22 protein-coding genes and 3 tRNA genes are annotated in these 20,402 nt (G+C 32.9%); 11 read left to right on the top strand and 14 right to left on the bottom strand.

The annotated features are described in order from the left end of the window. Positions 1–108 precede the first annotated feature (108 nt). The 3 genes from porM (at position 109) to OQ292_RS19450 (ending at position 2,778) form a co-directional block, all read left to right on the top strand. A complete protein-coding gene (gene porM, locus OQ292_RS19460; protein WP_284683812.1) occupies positions 109–1,704 on the top strand; it encodes a type IX secretion system motor protein PorM/GldM in 1,596 nt (531 codons plus the stop codon). Between the two features lie 129 nt (positions 1,705–1,833). After that, on the top strand, positions 1,834–2,559 hold the full coding sequence (locus OQ292_RS19455; RefSeq protein WP_284683811.1) for a sigma-70 family RNA polymerase sigma factor: 726 nt from the start codon (positions 1,834–1,836) through the stop codon (positions 2,557–2,559). Between the two features lie 12 nt (positions 2,560–2,571). After that, complete coding sequence (locus tag OQ292_RS19450; RefSeq protein WP_284683810.1) at positions 2,572–2,778, top strand: hypothetical protein; 207 nt, start codon at positions 2,572–2,574, stop codon at positions 2,776–2,778. Positions 2,779–2,827: 49 nt separating this feature from the next. On the opposite strand, the gene OQ292_RS19445 is transcribed toward OQ292_RS19450, so the two are convergent. Further along, positions 2,828–3,214, bottom strand: coding sequence for a response regulator (locus tag OQ292_RS19445; RefSeq protein WP_284683809.1), 387 nt, complete (start codon positions 3,212–3,214; stop codon positions 2,828–2,830). Between the two features lie 579 nt (positions 3,215–3,793). On the opposite strand from OQ292_RS19445, the gene OQ292_RS19440 reads away from it, so the two are divergent. Then, positions 3,794–4,645, top strand: a complete 852-nt coding sequence (locus OQ292_RS19440) for an N-acetylmuramoyl-L-alanine amidase-like domain-containing protein (RefSeq protein WP_284683808.1) — start codon at positions 3,794–3,796, stop codon at positions 4,643–4,645. Here the strand turns inward: OQ292_RS19440 and OQ292_RS19435 are convergent. Further along, the gene (locus OQ292_RS19435) at positions 4,642–5,337 is read right to left on the bottom strand and encodes an SDR family oxidoreductase (protein ID WP_284683807.1); all 696 of its coding nucleotides are present in this window, start codon (positions 5,335–5,337) and stop codon (positions 4,642–4,644) included. The two genes, OQ292_RS19440 and OQ292_RS19435, sit on opposite strands and share 4 nt — an antisense overlap. Before the next feature lie 126 nt (positions 5,338–5,463). On the opposite strand from OQ292_RS19435, the gene OQ292_RS19430 reads away from it, so the two are divergent. Both OQ292_RS19430 and OQ292_RS19425 read left to right on the top strand, forming a co-directional pair. Then, a complete protein-coding gene (locus OQ292_RS19430; RefSeq protein WP_284683806.1) occupies positions 5,464–6,192 on the top strand; it encodes an MlaE family ABC transporter permease in 729 nt (242 codons plus the stop codon). 57 nt (positions 6,193–6,249) lie between these two features. Next, a complete protein-coding gene (locus OQ292_RS19425; RefSeq protein ID WP_284683805.1) occupies positions 6,250–7,002 on the top strand; it encodes an ABC transporter ATP-binding protein in 753 nt (250 codons plus the stop codon). A gap of 48 nt (positions 7,003–7,050) precedes the next feature. Here OQ292_RS19425 and OQ292_RS19420 read toward each other — a convergent pair whose 3' ends face one another. Together OQ292_RS19420 and OQ292_RS19415 are read right to left on the bottom strand one after the other, a co-directional pair. Continuing rightward, positions 7,051–7,296: an anti-sigma factor gene (locus OQ292_RS19420; protein WP_284683804.1), complete on the bottom strand. Its 246-nt coding sequence runs from the start codon at positions 7,294–7,296 to the stop codon at positions 7,051–7,053. Continuing rightward, the gene (locus tag OQ292_RS19415) at positions 7,271–7,870 is read right to left on the bottom strand and encodes an RNA polymerase sigma factor (RefSeq protein WP_284683803.1); all 600 of its coding nucleotides are present in this window, start codon (positions 7,868–7,870) and stop codon (positions 7,271–7,273) included. The genes OQ292_RS19420 and OQ292_RS19415 overlap by 26 nt, the downstream gene beginning before the upstream one ends. A gap of 527 nt (positions 7,871–8,397) precedes the next feature. Here OQ292_RS19415 and OQ292_RS19410 point away from each other — a divergent pair. Both OQ292_RS19410 and OQ292_RS19405 read left to right on the top strand, forming a co-directional pair. Continuing rightward, on the top strand, positions 8,398–9,000 hold the full coding sequence (locus OQ292_RS19410; RefSeq protein WP_284683802.1) for a superoxide dismutase: 603 nt from the start codon (positions 8,398–8,400) through the stop codon (positions 8,998–9,000). A gap of 114 nt (positions 9,001–9,114) precedes the next feature. After that, positions 9,115–9,351, top strand: a complete 237-nt coding sequence (locus OQ292_RS19405; protein ID WP_284683801.1) for a hypothetical protein — start codon at positions 9,115–9,117, stop codon at positions 9,349–9,351. A gap of 69 nt (positions 9,352–9,420) precedes the next feature. Here the strand turns inward: OQ292_RS19405 and OQ292_RS19400 are convergent, their stop codons facing one another. Next, a complete protein-coding gene (locus OQ292_RS19400; RefSeq protein ID WP_284683800.1) occupies positions 9,421–10,395 on the bottom strand; it encodes an isoaspartyl peptidase/L-asparaginase family protein in 975 nt (324 codons plus the stop codon). 19 nt (positions 10,396–10,414) lie between these two features. Beyond that, on the bottom strand, positions 10,415–11,863 hold the full coding sequence (locus tag OQ292_RS19395; RefSeq protein WP_284683799.1) for a sugar MFS transporter: 1,449 nt from the start codon (positions 11,861–11,863) through the stop codon (positions 10,415–10,417). A gap of 237 nt (positions 11,864–12,100) precedes the next feature. Between OQ292_RS19395 and OQ292_RS19390 the strand changes: the two genes are divergently transcribed. From OQ292_RS19390 to rfbA, 3 genes are read left to right on the top strand one after another with little or no spacing between them, the layout of a single operon-like run. Beyond that, positions 12,101–12,802: a phosphoadenylyl-sulfate reductase gene (locus OQ292_RS19390; protein ID WP_284683798.1), complete on the top strand. Its 702-nt coding sequence runs from the start codon at positions 12,101–12,103 to the stop codon at positions 12,800–12,802. A 29-nt stretch (positions 12,803–12,831) separates the two neighbouring features. Continuing rightward, positions 12,832–13,755, top strand: coding sequence for an NAD-dependent epimerase/dehydratase family protein (locus OQ292_RS19385; protein ID WP_284683797.1), 924 nt, complete (start codon positions 12,832–12,834; stop codon positions 13,753–13,755). 22 nt (positions 13,756–13,777) lie between these two features. Beyond that, entirely contained in the window at positions 13,778–14,641 is an 864-nt protein-coding gene (rfbA, locus tag OQ292_RS19380; RefSeq protein WP_284683796.1) for a glucose-1-phosphate thymidylyltransferase RfbA, read from the top strand. 102 nt (positions 14,642–14,743) lie between these two features. On the opposite strand, the gene OQ292_RS19375 is transcribed toward rfbA, so the two are convergent. The 8 genes from OQ292_RS19375 to OQ292_RS19340 form a co-directional block, all read right to left on the bottom strand. Then, a tRNA-Glu gene (locus OQ292_RS19375) sits at positions 14,744–14,815 on the bottom strand. A 34-nt stretch (positions 14,816–14,849) separates the two neighbouring features. Next, positions 14,850–14,921, bottom strand: a tRNA-Glu gene (locus OQ292_RS19370). A 32-nt stretch (positions 14,922–14,953) separates the two neighbouring features. Beyond that, positions 14,954–15,025: transfer RNA gene (locus OQ292_RS19365), tRNA-Glu, on the bottom strand. Between the two features lie 77 nt (positions 15,026–15,102). Further along, a complete protein-coding gene (lpxB, locus tag OQ292_RS19360; protein WP_284683795.1) occupies positions 15,103–16,200 on the bottom strand; it encodes a lipid-A-disaccharide synthase in 1,098 nt (365 codons plus the stop codon). A 48-nt stretch (positions 16,201–16,248) separates the two neighbouring features. Next, on the bottom strand, positions 16,249–16,668 hold the full coding sequence (locus OQ292_RS19355; RefSeq protein WP_284686025.1) for a 6-pyruvoyl trahydropterin synthase family protein: 420 nt from the start codon (positions 16,666–16,668) through the stop codon (positions 16,249–16,251). A gap of 105 nt (positions 16,669–16,773) precedes the next feature. Beyond that, positions 16,774–17,811 (bottom strand): tetratricopeptide repeat protein, encoded by a 1,038-nt coding sequence (locus OQ292_RS19350; RefSeq protein ID WP_284683794.1) that lies wholly within the window; start codon positions 17,809–17,811, stop codon positions 16,774–16,776. 68 nt (positions 17,812–17,879) lie between these two features. Continuing rightward, on the bottom strand, positions 17,880–19,907 hold the full coding sequence (uvrB, locus tag OQ292_RS19345) for an excinuclease ABC subunit UvrB (RefSeq protein ID WP_284683793.1): 2,028 nt from the start codon (positions 19,905–19,907) through the stop codon (positions 17,880–17,882). Between the two features lie 61 nt (positions 19,908–19,968). Then, positions 19,969–20,397: a hypothetical protein gene (locus OQ292_RS19340; RefSeq protein ID WP_284683792.1), complete on the bottom strand. Its 429-nt coding sequence runs from the start codon at positions 20,395–20,397 to the stop codon at positions 19,969–19,971. Between the last annotated feature and the right edge of the window lie 5 nt (positions 20,398–20,402).

Genomic DNA, 20,402 nt, shown 5'->3' with positions numbered 1-20,402 from the left:
TAAAATTGAAGTATTTACTTTTTTAATATTTTTTCTCAAAAAAATGTACCTTTTCTGTACCGCTGTATTATGAAGTCAAAAAGCAATTTGAACGATTAATTCATAATTATGGCAGGAGCTACAAAAGAAACTACCAGACAAAAAATGATTGGCATGATGTACATCGTGCTAACAGCCATGTTGGCCTTGCAAGTAACTAATACTGTACTTGACAAATTCGTGCTAATTGATGAGAGCCTTCAAAAATCTGCATTCGATAGCAGAGATGATAATATCAAAACCATCAAACGTATTAGAAAATCCATCAAAGACAGAGGAAACCGAGAAGAAGATCAGGAAATATTAAGAAGAGCTCAAGATGTAATTAACAGAAGCGATTTGGTTTTAGAAAAAATCAAAACCATGAGAACCAAAATTATTGAACTTTCTGGTGGTTACGATGAAGAAAACCAATACGAAAATATCGAAGAAGAAGATGAGGTAATGTCTTTTACTTTGGGAAACGAAGAAAAAAAGGACGGCGAAGCATACAAGTTACAACAAATGCTTGAAGACTATGTGGCTTACATTAATAGCATAGATACTACAGTAAAGGTAAAGCAAGTGGCCTTAAATGCTTGGGAGATCGATCGTTTTATGAAAGACGAAGACCAGAATAATAAAGACTTTGCGCATATCAACTTCGAAGAAACTCCAATGATTGCCGCATTGGCTGTATTGAGCCAATTTCAAAATGATGTGGTAAATGCAGAAACAAGTATTCTAGATATTTTGGCTAACAAAGTGGGGGCAGAGGATATTCCATTCGATCAAGTAGAGGCATTTGTTAGTCCAGAATCAAGAGTAATTCCAGCAGGAACTCCATATAAAGCTAAAGTAATGTTGGTGGCATCTTCTTCGGCAGCAAAGCCAGAAATGAAATCTTCCATTGGGAATATAGAAGTTGGAGCAGACGGTAAAGGCGATCTGGAATTTATTGCCAGCTCAAGTAATTTCGATACAAAAGGTCAGGCACTGCAAAAGTGGACAGGTGAAATCACGATCAATACTCCACAAGGTTTACAAACCTTCGAAGTAGAGGAAGAATATGTAGTGCAAAAACCAAGTTTGCAATTTGTATCGGCAGCTATTCAATCATTATATTATAATGCAGGAAATACGATTCAGGTAATGGCTCCGGAGTTGGGTATTCATTATGATCCACAATTTGAGATTACTGGTGGAACTATAAAACCTGAAGCAGGTAAAGGTAAAATTACTATTATACCAACTGGTAAAACTGTTGAGTTAAAAGTTAAAAATAAGGGTGCGTTATTGGGTGTACAAAAGTTTAGGGTAAAGCCGATTCCAAAACCAGAAATACAGGTTTATAATAACAAGCAACCAATAGATCAAGTAAAAGGTGGTCGCTTACCATCTTATGTAAATGTGAGAGCCATTCCTGATGGAGATTTTCTTGAAACAAACCCATTAGATGCACGCTATAAAGTAACCAATTGGGAAATTATGTTGGTAAGAAATAATACAGCTATTGATGTAATTCGAAGTCAGAGTGAAAATGTAGATATTAGACAATGGCAAAGTAGAGCCAAAAAGGGCGATCAGATATTATTTCAAATTAATGAAGTAAAAAGAAAGAACTTTACAGATGACATTGAACCCGTTAGTATTGGATTAAAAGTGTTCCGTTACCCAATAAACTAAAAAAACTGTTAGAGACCGTTTAGAAAATTATCACATTAGCAATTCGAATTCATCTATCATACGAATAATCCTTTTTCTATGTATTATCCAAAAATTTTTCAGCTTAGTTTATCCCAAAAACAGGGAGTGATGAATTACCTGATTATTATTCGATTATTGTCATTATTCAGGGCTCTTTCAATATGTTTAGAAAATATAAAAATTAACAAAAACGATCATCAATTATACATAATCAAAGCTGTTGTTGATTCAGTTGGAAAATACTGGCTTTCATCATCAAATACTTACCACAAAACTTCTGAAGAAATAAAAGAGGAATTGATATTGGTAAGAAGGTCCCAAAAAAATACCGACCACTTTGCTGTGATTTATGAGCGATATTTTGATAGTATTTTTATCTATATAAATCGCAGAATTGGAGACGAAGACGTAACCGCTGATTTGTGTTCTAATGTATTTTATAAATGTTTGAATAACTTACCAAGATATCGCTTTCAGGGCTTACCATTTTCTTCTTGGTTGTTTAAAATAGCTTTAAATGAGGTAAATCTGTATTTTAGAACTGAGAAGAATAAAGAGCGTTTAGTTAGCTTAAGCCAGAATCATTTGGAGTTGTTGGTAGATGAAATCGAAATTGGAATAGCTGAAAAAGAAAAACAAAGAAGGTTATTGATTAATCTATTGGAAAACTTAAATGCAGATGAGGTTGTTTTTTTAGAGTTGCGCTTTTTTGAAGGACGTTCCTTTAAAGAAATCGCCTATCTTTTAGGACTAACAGAAGTAAATGCCAAAATAAAAACCTATAGAATTATAGAAAAAATGAAAAAAAAGCTTTATTCTATGGATAGCAATTAATAAAAAATACTAATGACAAAAATCAGAGTAGAAATAGACAGACCTGATCCACCAAAAGAAAAAATAAGAAAGTATAAAAACTATAATAAGTTTCAGACTGAGTATCATAAATTTCACTCTCAACATGGAATTAGAGAGTTATGGTACAGGGATAAAAAGAAACTGGCATATATTGCTATAATAGTTGTACTTGTTTTACTATGGATATTATCAGAATAAAAAAAGCGCCTTTAACAGCGCTTTTTTTTATTGGAATTGGGTGTGTTGTTTATATAGGATAAGATGAATGTCTATAATAAAGTATCGATTTTAAAAGCGGTAAATAATTATAGTCTTTCATGATATAATTCATAATACCGGCTTTTATAATTTTTAAAAGTACCTCATCGTGTTCTCTTGATACCATTAAAATAATTTTTGTGTCTTCAAGTAATTTTTGAAGCTTCTTTTGTAGTTTCAGTCCGTTTATGTCAGTTAAACCGTAATCAATAATTATCACCTCTGGCAAGTCTTCATTTAGTTTTTCTAGTTCTTTAATTCTCTCAATACACGCTGTTCCTGTAGAAAAACCTTCGATTGTAAAATCTTCTCCAAATGTTTTTTGTAAGAGCTGAATTTTAGTTTGATCTTGGTCGACGAAAAATAAAGATTTCATATTTACATGTGTTTAGTTAAGTAGTTGAAGCATTGTGTTTGCTCGCTTGTTATATAATCTATTATACAATTTCTTTATTATAAAGGTTTGGTTATTTTGTTTTACAAACAAAGTCCTTTTTACTCAATTTAAAAAGTGTAAGGTATTTATAATGAGATATATATGATTTTTTAACTTTCAATTTTTAAAAATGCAAGCTTTGTACTATTCTGGTATTTATAGTTGTGTGATTGCTAAAGTAAAGAAAGGTTTATTATAAAAAATGTAAAGAAATGAGTCGATTTTGAGTTTTTATTAAATATGTGAGGTTTAGTATGAGTTTACCTTTTAGTTTAACATGTATTAACTTTCATAACCTATTGGCAGACTAGATAGCAATCAAATGAAAGAAAATAAACACATAGAATACCCGCCTAAAAATTTGCAAAATTCTGGTTCTCAAGAGGTCTTACTACGCCTCGACGATCTGCTTGGAAACATTACCATTTTGCTAGAGAAAATGAGAAAAACAGGGTCTCATGTAGATAAGATTAAAAACAATGATTACTTTCATTCCTGAAATTGAATTGTGAAAGATCTATGAAATACCAATTATTTTTAGTTTGCTTTTTATTAAGTTTTAAAATTTTTGCTCAAGATGCTGTGATATGTGAAAAGGCATCTCAAGATATTTTTGAAAGTAAGATTGATGAATTTTATAAGAAGAAATATAATGAACTTGAGGGCAACGACAGAATTCTTGCAATAGCTCAAAGCTTCTTAAAGACCACTTATGTTGCCCAAACTTTGGAACTAAAACCAGAAGATGAAATACTAACTGTAAACCTGATCGGAATAGATTGCACTACATTTTTAGAATATGTATTGGCAATGAATCTTTTACTAGAGGAGAACCAGAAAAGTTTTGAAGAGTTTACTGATAAACTACAAATTGTAAGATACCGTGACGGTGAGATAGATGGTTATCCTTCGAGATTACATTATTTTTCTGAGTGGTTACAAAACAACGAAAAGAAGGATTTATTTACTGTAATAAGCAAAGATCTCGGTGGACAACCAATGAATAAAGAGCTCAATTTTATGTCTTCTCACAGAGATAGTTATCCTCAACTTAAGTCTTCAGATGATAATGTGGCGAAAATGAGAGAGATTGAATCAGAAATTTCTCCTCAAAATATTTACTTTATTCCTCAAGATAAAATTCAATCGATAGAAGAAAATGTAAATAGTGGTGACCTCATTGCCATCACCACTAATTTAAAAGGTCTTGATATTGTTCACGTTGGATTTGCCTACAAGCAAAATAACCGATTGTATTTACTTCATGCTTCTACTAGTACAATGAGTGTGGTTATTTCGGACAAACCACTGGCAGATATGATTGCGAAAAATAAAATCCAAAACGGAATAATTGTATCTAGAGTCAACTAGATATCACCCAATTGTGGCCTGATAATAATATCCTCAACATTAGAATTTGGTGATATTTTGTAAGCAGTATGGATCATTTCTGCAATGTCTTCAGCTTTAGAAAATCTGTCTTCTGGTAGGCCGGCTCCTTCCCAACTTGCTGTAAAAGTGGCTCCTGGTAAAACAGCAGTTACTTTTACACCATATTCTTTCATTTCTTCGCGTAGGCATTTGGAGAAGCCATACATCGCATGTTTAGAAATAGCATAAGAACCACCATTGGCATAAGCTGTAATACTGGCAATTGAACAGATATTAAAAATGTGTCCTTGTTTCTGTTCTATCATTCCATTTATTAAACCTCTTGTAATATCATAAGCACTATACAAGTTTGTTTCAATCATTTTTCTTAAGCTGCCTTCTTCTTCATTATGAATAGAACCTGGAATAAAAACACCAGCATTATTTACTAGTACTTTCACAGGGCTTCCAATTCTTTTTATAAAGCCGATAAAAGAATTTACATCTTCTGTAACTGATAAATCTGCTGACTGAACATAAACTTTAACATTAAATTCACCTTCAATTTCCTCTTTTAATTCGACAAGTTCTTTTGTTTTGCGGGAGCATGTGGCTATATCATGACCGTTTTTTGCAAAGATTTTAATGATTGCTTTTCCAATTCCTTTGGTTCCACCTGTAACAACTAGCATGTTTCTATGTTTTATTATCGTTAATGATGCTATATCAAAGCTTTAATTATATTTGTGATACGCTTAAATATATAAGATGTAGTAATCAACTGGCAAAGTAAACATTTTTTTTGACCAAGATACTAAATGAAGAGTTTAGGAAAGTACATGATGTTTTTAGGAAGACTGGTATCAAATCGAGAGCCCTTCCGAGTTTATAGAAAACTATTTTTTGAAGAATGCATTCTAATAGGAATCGACTCACTTACTATTGTAGTTCTGGTATCAGTATTTATTGGTGCTGTAATGTGTCTACAAACTGCATTTAACCTGGTAAGTCCCATTATTCCAAAATATGTAATCAGCCTTGTTGTAAGAGACATGACTTTGCTCGAAGTCGCTCCAACTTTTACTGCAATTGTATTTGCAGGTAAAGTAGGTTCTAATATTGCCAGTACTATTGGCACTATGAAAATTACCGAGCAGGTCGATGCCCTTGAAGTAATGGGTATAAATTCAGCATCTTATCTGGTTTTACCTAAGATAATGGCAGGCATGTTTATGTATCCGATACTAGTAATTTTAGCAGGTTTTCTTGCTATTTTAGGTGGATATATCGCTGGAGTTTTAGGTGGAGTAATTACTCCTGATGAATATATTTATGGAATCAGGTCTGATTTTATGCAGTTTAGTGTCACGTTTTCAATTGTAAAAGCATTTGTTTTTAGTTTTTTAATAGTATCAATTTCTGCATACAAAGGATACTTTACTGATGGTGGAGCATTAGAAGTTGGACGTGCCAGTACAAAAGCTGTTACTAATAGCTGTATTGCAGTACTTATAGCCGATTTCTTTTTGGCTCAATTTCTTGTTTAATCCAAATATTATTCGTCAAAAAAGTATTCAATTACCAAAATTCCTAGAAGAAAATAAATGATTGAAATCAATAATATCCAGAAGACATTCGGTGATAAAAAAGTATTACATGGTATAACTGCAGTTTTTGAGCAAGGCAAAACCAATATGATTATTGGAGCAAGTGGTACAGGTAAAAGTGTATTATTGAAAACAATTGTTGGCTTAGTTCCTCCAGACGAAGGGAATGTTCTTTTCAATGGACGTGATTTTTACAATTCGAATAGAGAAGAGCAAAAATCGATAAGGAGAGAGATAGGTATGTTGTTTCAAGGAAGTGCGCTTTTTGATTCTCTCACAGTTGCACAAAATGTGCAGTTTCCTTTAGATATGCTTTCTACAATGGATAAAGCAGAAAAGGAAGAACGTGTGAGATTTTGCTTAGATAGAGTAGGGCTTTCAGGTTCTGAAAACAAAATGCCATCTGAAATAAGTGGAGGTATGATGAAAAGGGTAGGTATTGCAAGAGCAATTGTAATGAATTCTCAATATCTCTTTTGTGATGAACCAAACTCTGGATTAGATCCCAATACCTCAATTGTGATTGATAATCTAATTCAAGAAATCACTCATGAATATAATCTTACTACTGTAATTGTTTCTCATGATATGAACTCTATGATGGAAATAGGAGAGTATATCTTATTTATGAGTGAAGGTAAGAAAGTATGGGATGGAACCAACGACGATGTAGTACATGCAGAATCTGAGATTTTACAGAAGTTTATATTCTCAAATAAATTGATGAGAAAGTATAAAAATAACTCTTAAAACTTTAGGAAAAAGTATAGAAAAAAAGCCAGTGATAACTGGCTTTTTTTATTTCTTCAATTTATCCTTTCCAAAGCTCTTTGAGAACTTTAAGATATTATTTATACTTTTTTGAGATGGAGAGTTTTGCTTCGAAACATCATCCAACTGTTTTTTCATGTCTAAAAAATCGAAAAATTGCTCTTCTAACTCAGGGTTTTGGGCTAAAGCATTTTCTACTTCTTTTTTCTGTTGATCATTTACTTCATTGTATAAATACTTCAACAGGTCATCTTGATTGATTCTTTTTTTCATAGTTCTTTTCAATTTGATTCATTTGCTTCCGCAAATTGATCAAAGCGTATCTCATCCTACCAAGAGCTGTGTTTATGCTAACACCTGTAAATTCAGCTATTTCCTGAAAACTCAATTGCATATAATGTCGCATCATGAGTACTTCTCTTTGGTTGTCAGGTAGATTTTGAATCAGTTCCCTAAGACGGGCATGTGTTTCAGATTTTATTTGGTTCGATTCAAAAGAATCTTCTGCAAATGCAAGCGTGTTAAACACATTACTACCATCTTCCATTACAATGGTTGGGTTTCTCTTCTTTTTCCTGAAATAATCGATAGCCATGTTATGTGCTATTCTTGATATCCAGGGCAAAAATTTACCTTCTTCATTGTATCTTCCTGACTGAATAGTTTTGATCGCTTTGATGAAAGTCTCTTGTAAGAGGTCTTCAGCAATTTCGGAATCTTTGACAATTAATAAAATAGTTGTGTAAATTTTATTCTTGTGTCTATCGATTAGTACTTCAAAAGCTTTATCGTTTCCTTTTTTGTATTGTGAGATCAGTTCACTGTCTCCAATCTTGTACTTTCTCATAGCGTATTTACAGTTTATTAACGGTGTGTGATTTAGCCTATTGCTAAGGTAGGTAGAAATTTTTCGAAAATTTTTTAAGATAGGCCTTTAAACTTACAATGTAATATAGATTGGCAATTGTATGGAATATTAATAGCTAACGCAAAAGCTATAAGAATAAATATTATGTATTTTAATGAAATGTAAAATAATATACCGAAATTTTATCTAAAGAATTAATTAAAAATATATTAGGTCGTTTTTTTAGTGTAAACAGATTTTAAAGAAAAAATTAACTTATGTATAAAAAGGGCTAGAAAATGTAAAAAAATGAAGTTTTTTATTTTTTTTAAACTGATGTAATGAGAATTGCTATACTAAAAGAAATTTAATAAAGATTTTAAGTAAGGTCTGTAATAGTTTAGTAAGATGCACATATATTTGAGGATATATGAGTAATTTAGATTTTCTCGAACAATGAAGAATCTAATCGATTATATATAATAATTAAACATCAATTTTTTAGACATAAATTAAATAATAAACCAATGGCTTTCAAATTACCTGAATTACCCTATGCGTATGATGCTTTAGAACCAAGTTTTGATGCTAAAACTATGGAAATTCACCATTCTAAGCACCATGGAGGGTATGTAGCAAAATTAAACGCAGCAATAGAAGGATCTGAGCTCGAATCTAAATCTTTAGAAGAGTTAATGAGTGTAGCTGGTAGCAATACTGCTGTAAGAAATAACGGTGGTGGACACTTTAACCATAGTCTTTTCTGGACAATACTTTCTGCTAATGGAGGAGGAGCACCAACAGGCGACCTTGCTACTGCAATTGACAGCGCTTTTGGTTCTTTTGATAAATTTAAAGAAGAGTTTGCTAATGCAGCTGCTACTAGATTTGGTTCTGGTTGGGCTTGGTTAGTTGTAGCTGGTGGTACACTTAAAGTATGCTCTACACCTAATCAAGATAATCCATTAATGGATGTAGCTGAAGTTAAAGGAACTCCAATTTTAGGTCTTGATGTTTGGGAACATGCTTATTACTTAAACTACCAAAACAAAAGACCAGATTATATCGGTGCTTTCTGGAATATTGTAGACTGGAGTTCTGTATCTGAAAAGTTCGCAGCTGCTAAATAAGATATTTTTGATATATCGTTTAATAGGAAGACCTTTTATAAGGTCTTTCTTTTTTTACAAAGATTTTGTTTTAATTTTGGTCATTATTTTAATGCATTAAATATTCTAATTATAATGAAAAAGAAAATATCAGGGATATTAGTAGTAATTACTTGCTTATTAAGCTTATCATCTTGCTTTGGACCCCATAATAAAGCTAAATTATTTCCAGTAAATGAAGATAGTAAAAGGATTTATGGTGATAAGAGTGATCCAACTCCTATGCAATTAAAAGCTCCTTATGAGGAAGATGAAACTGGAGAGATGGCTGAAAGATCTATGGCCATCAGAGAGAAGTTATATCCAAGATAATATATTTTATTAGTGCATAAAAAAGGCTTCTTTACGAAGCCTTTTTTATTTATCTACATTTTGATCTTTTTATACAATATGTTTCCCATCAATCAGATCGTCTTGCTTTTCAGATTTAACAGCATAATTAAAACCTGGATGGATACAGTAAGCACCATACTCTCCATTTTTATTTAATGCTAAGAATCCTACTTGCATATTCTCTAAACTAGGATATAAGCGAGCGATACGTTCAACAATAATTTTACAAGCTTCTTCTGGAGATTTTCCATTTCTCATTTGCTCAACTACCATTGCACTACCTGCTGCTCTAATTACTGCCTCTCCAACACCAGTTGCACAAGCACCACCTACTTCATTGTCTACATAAAGGCCAGCTCCAATAATTGGTGAGTCACCAACACGGCCATGCATTTTGTATGCCATGCCACTAGTGGTACATGCACCTGAAAGGTTTCCTGCCTCATCTAGAGCCAGAATTCCAATAGTGTCGTGGTTTTCTATATTAATTACAGGTTTATATTCTGATTTCTCTAACCATTCTTTCCAAGCTTTTTCTGCATTTGGAGTAAGTAGGTTTTCTTTTTTAAAACCAGATTCTAAAGCAAATTGTAAAGCACCTTCACCTGCAAGCATTACGTGTGGTGTATCTTCCATCACTTTTCTAGCAACTTGTATTGGGTTTTTAATATGTTGTAAAAAAGCAACAGAACCACAATTGCCTTTTTCATCCATAATACAAGCATCTAAAGTTACTTTTCCTTCTCTGTCTGGTAATCCACCAAAACCTACACTACTTTCTGTAGGGTCAGATTCAGGAACCATTGCACCAACTTCTACAGCATCTAATGCTCTTCCGTTGGCTGAAAGGATTTTCCATGCTTCAGCATTTGCTTGAACTCCAAATTTCCAAGTAGAAATTACAATTGGTTTTTGAGCAATTACTTTTTCTTCTTCCTTTTTCGCGTTTTCACAACCAAATGCGGTAGTTAATGCTGCACTGCCTAATACAGCATTTTTAATGAAAGTCCTTCTTTTTTGCATTTTATTATTTGTTTAGTAATTAGTTTGATTTTCCTGCCTTGTAACCTGCAAGACCATAATAAGCTAGGTAAATGTAGCAAATTACTGGAACAAAGAAAGAAAGTTGTAGTCCTACAGAGTCTGCAATAGCACCTTGTATTGGTGGAATTAGAGCACCACCTAAAATTGCCATAACTAATAATGATGAGCCTTGGCTTTTATATTTTCCTAATCCTTCAATGGCCAATGTGAATATATTAGACCACATAATAGAGTTGAATAAGCCAATACCAATTACTGCCCAGAATGCCAAAGCTCCTCCAGATAATAAGGTAATTGCCAATAAAATAATATTGATAAATGCAAAAATGGCTAAAGTTCGGCTTGCTATTGATTTACCTGCTAAAAAGGCAACAAGGTTAACAGCCATAATTAAAAGGAAAGGAGCAACTTCCATAAATGAGAGTGTTTCTCCACTTTGACTGTATTTAATGTATGCGCCGCCATAAATAACTAAGAATGCAGCAATAGCAACAAGTACCATTAAACCGAATTTTTTAGGTCCCATAGCAGATTTACTTAATGAGATAGATCCTAGAAATCTACCTATCATAGAGCCTCCCCAATAAAACGATAAGAATACATCTGCTTTTGTGGGTTCTAAGCCAAGAATATTTTCTAGTTCAAAAAAGTTAATTAATGAACTTCCAATAGCAACTTCTCCACCTACATAAAAGAAAATGGCAAACATCCCTAATAACAAGTGAGGGTACTTTAATGCGCCTGCGCCACTTTCAATATTCTCTTCAGAGCTAAAGGTTGGCAAGTTTGTCATTTTAATTAATACTGCTGCAAAGAAGAATACTGAAGAGAAAATTAGATAAGGAATTTTCACAGAGTCTTCAGTAACTTCACCATCCACTGCAAAATATTGGAAAACTAAATATCCACCAATAAGTGGAGCGATGGTAGTACCAAAAGAGTTAAATCCTTGAGATAAATTTAGTCTACTGGATGCAGTATCTTCACTTCCTAATATAGATACATAAGGATTTGCTGCAATTTGTAGTATGGTAAAACCAATACCTAAAAAGAAAAGAGCTCCTAAAAAGAAACCATATACTTTAAATTCTGCTGCTGGGTAAAATAAGGCACAAGAAATACCTGAAATAATTAATCCGGCTATAATTCCATTTTTATATCCAATTTTAGAAATCGGATCACCAGATGAGGCTGATATGATGAAATATATTAAAGAACCAATAAAGTAAGCTAAAAAGAATGCAAATTGTACCAGCATTGCTTGAAAGAAATTTAACTGGAATACATTCTTAAGATAAGGTATGAGGATGTCATTCATACATGTTAAAAATCCCCATAAAAAGAAAAGTAAAGTTAGAACGATTAGAGCTCTTGTGTAATTTGTTTGTTGTCCTGGTACATCGTTAACAACAGTGTTGCTACTCGATGAATATGAGCCTCCTGCCATAATATTAGATTTGTTAAATGTTTATTAATTTTTCAAATTCACTGTTATTTGATTGAAGTATTTTCATAAAAGAGGTAAGTTAGTTGTAACTAACTGCTTTTGTAGCTCTTCTTCTTGTAACTTATGTTTGCGTAAAGCACTTCAATAATTTGAAGTTTGCTTCTTGAAGAATCAATACTCGATCAATTACTTGACAATACTACAAAAATTGGAATCAAAATATAAATTTTTTTAGTTGTGTTTGCATCCAAAGAAGAATTAATTAAACTTTTTGAGGAAAAATTAGAGATGATTCAAGCAGACTTAGAATCATATAAAAAGGCTGATAAAAAGCTTTTTTCAACGTCCTCATTTCAAACTAACAGTGTTCCATTGCTTCATATAATAAGTGTTTTGGCGCCAGATACGCCTGTATACTTTTTAAATACAGGATATCATTTTGCAGAAACATTAAAATTTAGAGATGAGCTAGCGGAGAAGTTAAATTTGAACATTGTAAGTATATCATCATCAATACCTAAGTATCAGCAAAAAGATCAGGATGGGAGACTTATGTACTCATCTAATCCAGATAGGTGTTGCCATATAAATAAGATTGCTCCTTTAGATCCAATTCTAGCAAGTTTTGATGTTTGGATAAATGGAGTAAGAGGAGCACAAAGTTCTGTAAGGGCTTCTTTCAATAAAGAAGAGCAAGCTCCAATGGGAGTAACTCGCTATCATCCTATGCTAGATTGGAACACTAAAATGGTTCACGATTACATTAGGATTTTTGAGTTACCAAGACATCCGCTTGAAGGGCAGGGGTATTTGAGTATCGGTTGCCAACCATGTACTCATAAAATTGATCCTAATGCTTTGCTAGATAATAGAGATGGCAGATGGAAGGGTATGAATAAAACCGAGTGTGGTTTGCATACCAAACTCGTGAAGAAATAAATTTTGAACAGTTCAGTGCGAATTAATTTATGAATATTTTAATAACAGGAGGGGCAGGATACATAGGTACTGAATTAACCCACCAACTTTCACTTTTAGAAGAGGTAGATAAGATTGTAATTTACGACAATCTATCAAGAAAAAACTATAATATCTTTTTAATGGAGCAGCATCTCCCTGATAGCAAAATCAGGTTTGAGTCTGCTGATATTCTAGATTCTTATAAATTAAATAAAGCTGTTGAGGAGGCTGATGTTATTTTCCATTTAGCAGCAAAAGTTACTACTCCATTTGCTAATGAAGACCCACATGTATTTGAACAAGTAAATCACTGGGGAACTGCAGAGTTGAGTTATGCTATAGAAAGTAATCCAGTTAAGAAAGTTATTTACTTAAGCTCGATGTCTGTTTATGGTTCAAGCGAAGAACCTGTAGATATAAGTACTGCACCAAGACCGGGTACATATTATGGTATATCTAAGCTAAACGGTGAGAAAATGCTAGAGCGACTTTTTAGCAAAACCAACATGCTTATTTTAAGGTGTGGCAATGTTTACGGCTATAGTAGAAGTATGCGTTTTGATGCGGTCATTAATAAGTTTATGTTTGGTGCTCATTTCCAAAATTTTATTCAAATTGAAGGAGGAGGAGAACAGACTCGGCCATTTATTCATATAGATAAAATTGTAAGTTGTTTAGTGCATGCTTTAAAAAAAGACATAGCATCAGGTACTTATAATTTATTTGATAAAAATTTCAGCATCAATGAAATAGTAAATGAGATAAAAAATATTTATCCAACAATTGATACATTACATACACTAAAAGATGTGAAACTTAGAAGTTTAAGTGCGGCAAGAGATCCTAGTATAGGAAATAAAGTTAAGTTTGATAGCAAAGATTTAATCACAGAATTAAGGGATTTTAGCCAAAAATTTTCATTTTTACCATAGCTGACTAAAATTAAATTTTTTTATGAAAGGTATTATATTAGCCGGAGGTTCAGGTACAAGATTACATCCACTTACTTATTCTGTTAGTAAACAATTAATGCCTGTTTACGATAAGCCTATGATCTACTATCCATTATCAACTTTGATGATGGCTGGCATTAAGGATATTTTAATTATTTCTACTCCGAAAGATATGCCTCTTTTTAAAGATTTATTAAAAGATGGCAGTCAACTTGGTTGTAATTTTTCATATGCTGTTCAAGCAGAGCCAAATGGTTTAGCTCAAGCATTTGTAATAGGAGAAGAGTTTGTAGGTAATGATAAAGTTGCTCTAATTCTTGGTGATAATATTTTTTATGGTACCGGATTACAAGAAACTTTACAAGATAATATTGATCCTGATGGAGGGATTGTATTCGCTTATCATGTATCTGATCCGCATAGATATGGAGTGGTTGAATTCGATAAATCTAAAACTGCAATAAGTATTGAGGAGAAACCCCAGCATCCAAAGTCCAATTATGCTGTGCCTGGTTTGTATTTTTATGATAATGATGTAGTAGAGATTGCTAAATCTATTAAACCGTCTGCGAGAGGTGAGTATGAAATTACTGATGTTAACAGTCACTATCTTAAAGCAGGCAAGTTAAAAGTTGGTATAATGGATAAAGGTACTGCATGGTTAGATACAGGAACATTTAACTCATTAATGCAAGCAGCTCAATTTGTTCAAGTAATAGAAGAGCGTCAGGGACTTAAAATAGGATCACCTGAAGAAATAGCTTTCTTAATGGGATATATTGGCGCAGAACAGCTAGAGATATTAGCTAAGCCATTAGTTAAAAGCGGTTACGGAACCTATTTAATGGGTCTTATAAAAGAATAAGTATTTAATCTAAATTAAAAAAGCCTTCTAAATATTAATATTTAGAAGGCTTTTTTTGATAGAATACAAATAAAAAAGGGAAGCAATTGCTTCCCTTACTCGTACTCCGTAGGGGAATCGAACCCCTGTTACCAGGATGAAAACCTGGCGTCCTAACCCCTAGACGAACGGAGCATTTTTTTATATAAACACACCTTTAAAAAAGTAGTACTCCGTAGGGGAATCGAACCCCTGTTACCAGGATGAAAACCTGGCGTCCTAACCCCTAGACGAACGGAGCGTTTATTTACATAAACACATCCAAAAAAGTAGTACTCCGTAGGGGAATCGAACCCCTGTTACCAGGATGAAAACCTGGCGTCCTAACCCCTAGACGAACGGAGCGTTTGTTTTTGGAGGTGCAAATATATTAATGAAATGATATATACCAAAGGAAACCTGAAAAAAATATATTTTTTCTTCTAATGTAAATATTTCGTCATCAATTCAGCTGCAGTTTCAGAAACACTTTCAGTTTTTAATTTTTTATAAAGTGATTTATATTCATTAATTATCTGATCTTTATTTTCAATTACTTTGGTTAATTCTTTAATCAGATTTTCCTCATTAAAATCATTTTGAATTAGCTCTTTTACAACTTCCTTATCTGCTAAGAGATTTACCAATGAAATGTATTTTACTTTAATAATTATTTTGGCAATGTTATAAGTAATTGTACTGGTTTGATACACCACAACTTCTGGTACATAGAACATTGCTGTTTCTAAAGTTGCAGTACCAGACGTTACAATTGCAGCCTCGGCATGAGATAAAAGATCGTAAGTTTGATCAAACAATACCGGAATTTCATTCTCCTTTGCAATTGAGTATAATTCTTTTGGTAATTGCGAAACTCCTGCTATTACAAATTGATGCTCTGGAAATGCTTTTTTAAGCGATATGGTTTTATGTAAGATGTTTATGACTTCTTGTTTTCTGCTACCTGGAAGAATCGCTATAATCCGCTTATTTTCTAATTTATGATCAATTAAAAAATTGGGAGCAGGAGAGAAGTTGCTTACTGCATCCAAAACTGGGTTTCCTACATAATCTACATGGTGGTAGTCAAACTTTGCATAAAAAGCTTTTTCGAAGTGCATAATTGCAAACATTCGATCTACATATTTCTTTATCTTTAGTGCTCTTTTTTGACCCCATGCCCAAAGCTTTGGAGAAATATAGTAGTAAACTTTAAAACCAGCAGTTTTAGCAAATTTGGCTATTCTAAGATTAAACCCAGCGTAATCTACAAGTATAATTACATCAGGTTTCCATGAAGTAATATCTTTTTTGCATGATTTAATGAAACCTGAGATTTTATGGAGATTTAAAAAAACCTCTAAAAATCCCATAAAAGCAGTTTCTTTATAATGTTTTACAAGCGTTAAACCAGCAGCTTCCATTTCGTCACCGCCCCAACCCCTAAATTCTGCATTTGCATCTCTTTTTTTTAGTGACTTAATTAAATTGGAAGCATGTAAGTCGCCGGACTTTTCACCAGCTATCAGATAATATTTCATTTATAGTTCAGCTTTTAGCTGGTAAATTTATTAATGATGGTTGCCTTCTTATTCTCCGTAGTATTTTACAGAATTTTTATTTGTCTCAATTAATTCCAAACAATGTAATTTGGCTGTATCAGAAACTTTAGATAACTGGAATTCAAGTATTTTCCAGAATTCTAACACTAAATTCTCGCAGCTAGTAAGTTTGCCTTTCATGAAATCCACATCTAAATTCAGGTTTTTATGATCAACTTTAGATATGATGTTTTCTTTAATAATCTTACCTAGAACTTTAAGATCAACTACGAATCCTGTTTCTGGATCGGGCTTACCTTTTACTGTTACAATCAATTCAAAGTTGTGTCCATGCCAGTTTTCATTGGCACAAGGTCCAAAAACCTCTTCGTTTCTTTCTCTACTCCAGTTCGGATTGTATAATTTATGAGCAGCATTAAAATGCTCTTTTCTACATATATGTACTATCATTTTTCCCTCCTCTATAAATGATCTGCAAAATTACAGGAAGTATCTGTACAAATGCAACCTGATTTTGATCATTCCATTATTTACGGGTTAAGGAATGTTCTTTTAAAAAGATTCCTGAAAGTTTTTGAATTCAATTTTTCTTTGAACTCTTTTAACATAGAATGGATATCTGGTACTTGTTGTGTCAGATACTTCACCTGATTGATATGCTTTTAATGCTTCATTTAAATCCCCTAAAAGGTATTCGTTAATGTAACCAAGCTCATAAAAACCATTTTCAATTGATGGGTTTTGCGATAAACAGATTTTATATAGCCTCATTGCCTCTCTATAATCTCCATCTTTTAATCTGGCTCTGGCCAATTTAATTCCTGGTTTCCAATGGTTTTGTTCTGTAAAAGATTTTTCGTACCAAACTAATGATGAGTCAGCTTGGCGGTTATTTTCCAATGTTTCAGCATAATAGTAAGAAAATGCAGCATCGGGTTTTATAGCTTGTAGATACTTATTTCCAATGCTTGCAGATTGCTTATACATCTTATAATCATTTAATAAAGACATATAAGTGATATAAGGGTCTTTTGCAGTAGTATCAATTTTAATTGCTTTTTCTAAATAGTTGAAAGCCGCTGCTGTATCTTTTTGCTCTGCATATATTTTCCCACTCAAATAAATTGCATCAAAGTTATTAGGCAGGTTTACTAATGCTTCCTGTAGATATCTTAAAGCACTTATTTGATTTCCATCTTGATAAAAAAGCTCTCCTAATAAAACACTTAATTCGGGAGAAGATATGCCATTTTTTTCTGCATGTTGGGCTGCTTCTAAAGCTTCTTTGTAATTACTCTCACTTAAATCGGCTTTGGCTTTAACAACATAGTATTTTACATTCTTTGTATTTAAAGAAATAGCGCGATTTATATCTCTTAATGCAGCAGGATTTCTATCTGCTTTCAGATATAATTTAGCTCTTTCATATCTAAATTCGGCTTTATCATCATCATTTATCAAGTTTGTGAGATAATCAATCCTGCCATCGAGATTCATGTTTTTATCATCTGGCAAGGGAAGTAGGTAATCTTCCTGTTTGATTGAATAACTACAAGCTTGAATAAGAAAAATAGTCGCAATTAAAGCCAAGTTTGATTTGCTGTAAAGGCTTCTTTTATATTTTAAAAAATTGATAAACTGCATGTGAAAATAAAAAATCAGGATTCTTTTTCGTCTTTAAGTTTTTGTAACTCAAACATTTCATCTCTTAGTCTGGCAGCTTCAATAAAATCAAGTTCTTTAGCTGCTTTTTCCATTTTCTTCTTGGTTTGCTGAATGAGTTTTTCAATATCATCGGTTTTGAGGTATTCAACACTTGATTCTGCTGCTAATAACGGTTCTTCTTTTTCTACTTGATAGTTTTTAACTGTCTTTTTAGAATCTGCAACTTTTGTTTGATTAAGGATTGAATCTTTGGTTTTAATAACCGTTTTCGGACTTATGTTATTGGCTTTATTATATGCGATTTGTTTCGATCTTCTACGGTCTGTTTCTTCCATTGCTCTCTGCATAGAGTCCGTTATTTTATCGGCATACATAATTACCCTGCCATTTACATTTCTCGCAGCACGACCAATCGTTTGTATCAATGATCTTTCGTTTCTTAAAAAACCTTCTTTATCTGCATCCATAATTGCTACCAAAGCAACTTCTGGTAAATCTAAACCTTCTCTAAGTAAGTTAACTCCCACAAGTACATCAAAAACTCCCAACCTTAACTCTCTCAATATTTCAACTCGATCAAGTGTTTTCACTTCGGAGTGAATGTATCTGGCTTTTATTCTAATTTTATCAAGATATTTTGATAGTTCTTCAGCCATTCTTTTAGTAAGAGTGGTTACCAAAATTCTATCACCAGCTTTAATGGTTTTATCAATTTCTTCTAAAAGATCATCGATCTGATTTACACTAGGTTTAACTGTAATTTCAGGATCTAGCAAACCTGTAGGTCTAATAATTTGCTCAGCGATAATTCCTTCAGATTTTCTAAGTTCATACTCTGCTGGTGTGGCACTTACATAAATCACCTGATTCATTTTGTCTTCAAACTCATTGAAGGTAAGTGGTCTATTATCTAGTGCAGAAGGTAGCCTAAAACCATAATCTACTAATGAAACCTTTCTTGCTCTATCGCCACCCCACATAGCTCTTACTTGAGGTACAGTTACATGGCTTTCATCTATTACCATTAAGTAATCATCTGGGAAATAATCGAGCAAACAGAAAGGTCTTTGTCCGGGAGTTCTTCTATCGAAGTACCTAGAATAGTTCTCAACTCCAGAACAGTAACCCAATTCTCTAATCATTTCCAGATCGAACTCTGTTCTTTCTTTAAGCCTTTTTGCTTCTAGAAATCGTCTTTCTTTTTCGAATAAGCTTATTTGAGCTACTAAATCATCTTGTATTTCGTGAATGGCCTGATGTAAAACTTCTTTGCCAGTCACAAATAAGTTTGCAGGGAAAATTGCAATGGCCCTCTCATCAGATATTTTTTTGCCAGTACTTGGCTCAATTCTATGAATTTCTTCAATCTCATCTCCCCAAAAATAAATTCTATAAGCAAAATCGGCATAAGCAGGGAAGATGTCTACCGTATCTCCTTTAACCCTAAAACTACCTCTTTTAAATTCAGCTTCAGTTCTGTTATATAAAATATCTACTAAAGCAAATAGAAGCTGATTTCTCGGAACTTCATCACCTTGCTTTATTCTTACTACATTTTTTCCAAACTCATCTGGATTACCAATACCATAAATACACGAAACCGATGCGACTACTATCACATCTCTTCTACCAGAAAGAAGGGCAGAAGTAGTAGCTAGCCTCAGTTTTTCAATTTCTTCATTAATTGCCAAATCTTTCTCGATATAAGTATCAGAGTTGGCCATGTATGCTTCTGGCTGATAATAATCGTAGTATGATATAAAATACTCTACAGCATTTTCGGGGAAGAACTGTTTGAATTCTCCATATAATTGAGCGGCAAGCGTCTTGTTATGGCTTAAAACTAAAGTTGGTCTTTGAGTATCAGCTATAACATTGGCAATAGAAAATGTTTTACCAGAACCAGTAGCACCTAGTAAAACCTGTGATGGTTCACCGTTATTTAATCCGTCTGATAATTCTTTTATAGCATTAGGCTGGTCGCCCATGGGTTTGAAGTCTGAAAAAATCTTAAAATCCATTGTAAATGTTTTATAGACAAACAAATTTACGAAATACATTTACAATTGAACCTAAACTTTTTTAGTTCAAAAAATTATCTTGATTAAAAAATTGATCAACAAATGAATCAAGGTATTTTTCGGCAATTGCCTCTTCTCCAAAAATAGCGAGTTTATTCATGCTTGCGATTAACTCCTGTAATTGTTGATAAGCAATATAATCTAGGGGCATTATTTGAGCACTTTTGTCTAGGCCAAGCTTTATAAGTGTATTGTATACTTCACTGTGGTTAGCTAAGTATTCCTGTTGAGTGAGTGCTTTTAATGAAGTATAATCTGAAAAGCAGCTAAATTTTTCGCTTAGAAAAGATGTCGCTCGTTTTATATCTTTCAAAAAATCGTCAAATACTTCTTGCGCATTCCAATAACCATTGAGGGATAAATAAAGCCTCTGCTTTTGTTCATCAACAGAAAGTTGATAGTAGTTACACTGACTAATGAGTGTTTTCATTTTGC

It is taken from the genome of Chondrinema litorale (assembly GCF_026250525.1).
Taxonomy (GTDB): Bacteria; Bacteroidota; Bacteroidia; order Cytophagales; family Flammeovirgaceae; genus Chondrinema; species Chondrinema litorale.
This window is presented reverse-complemented; position numbering and strand designations above follow the sequence as displayed.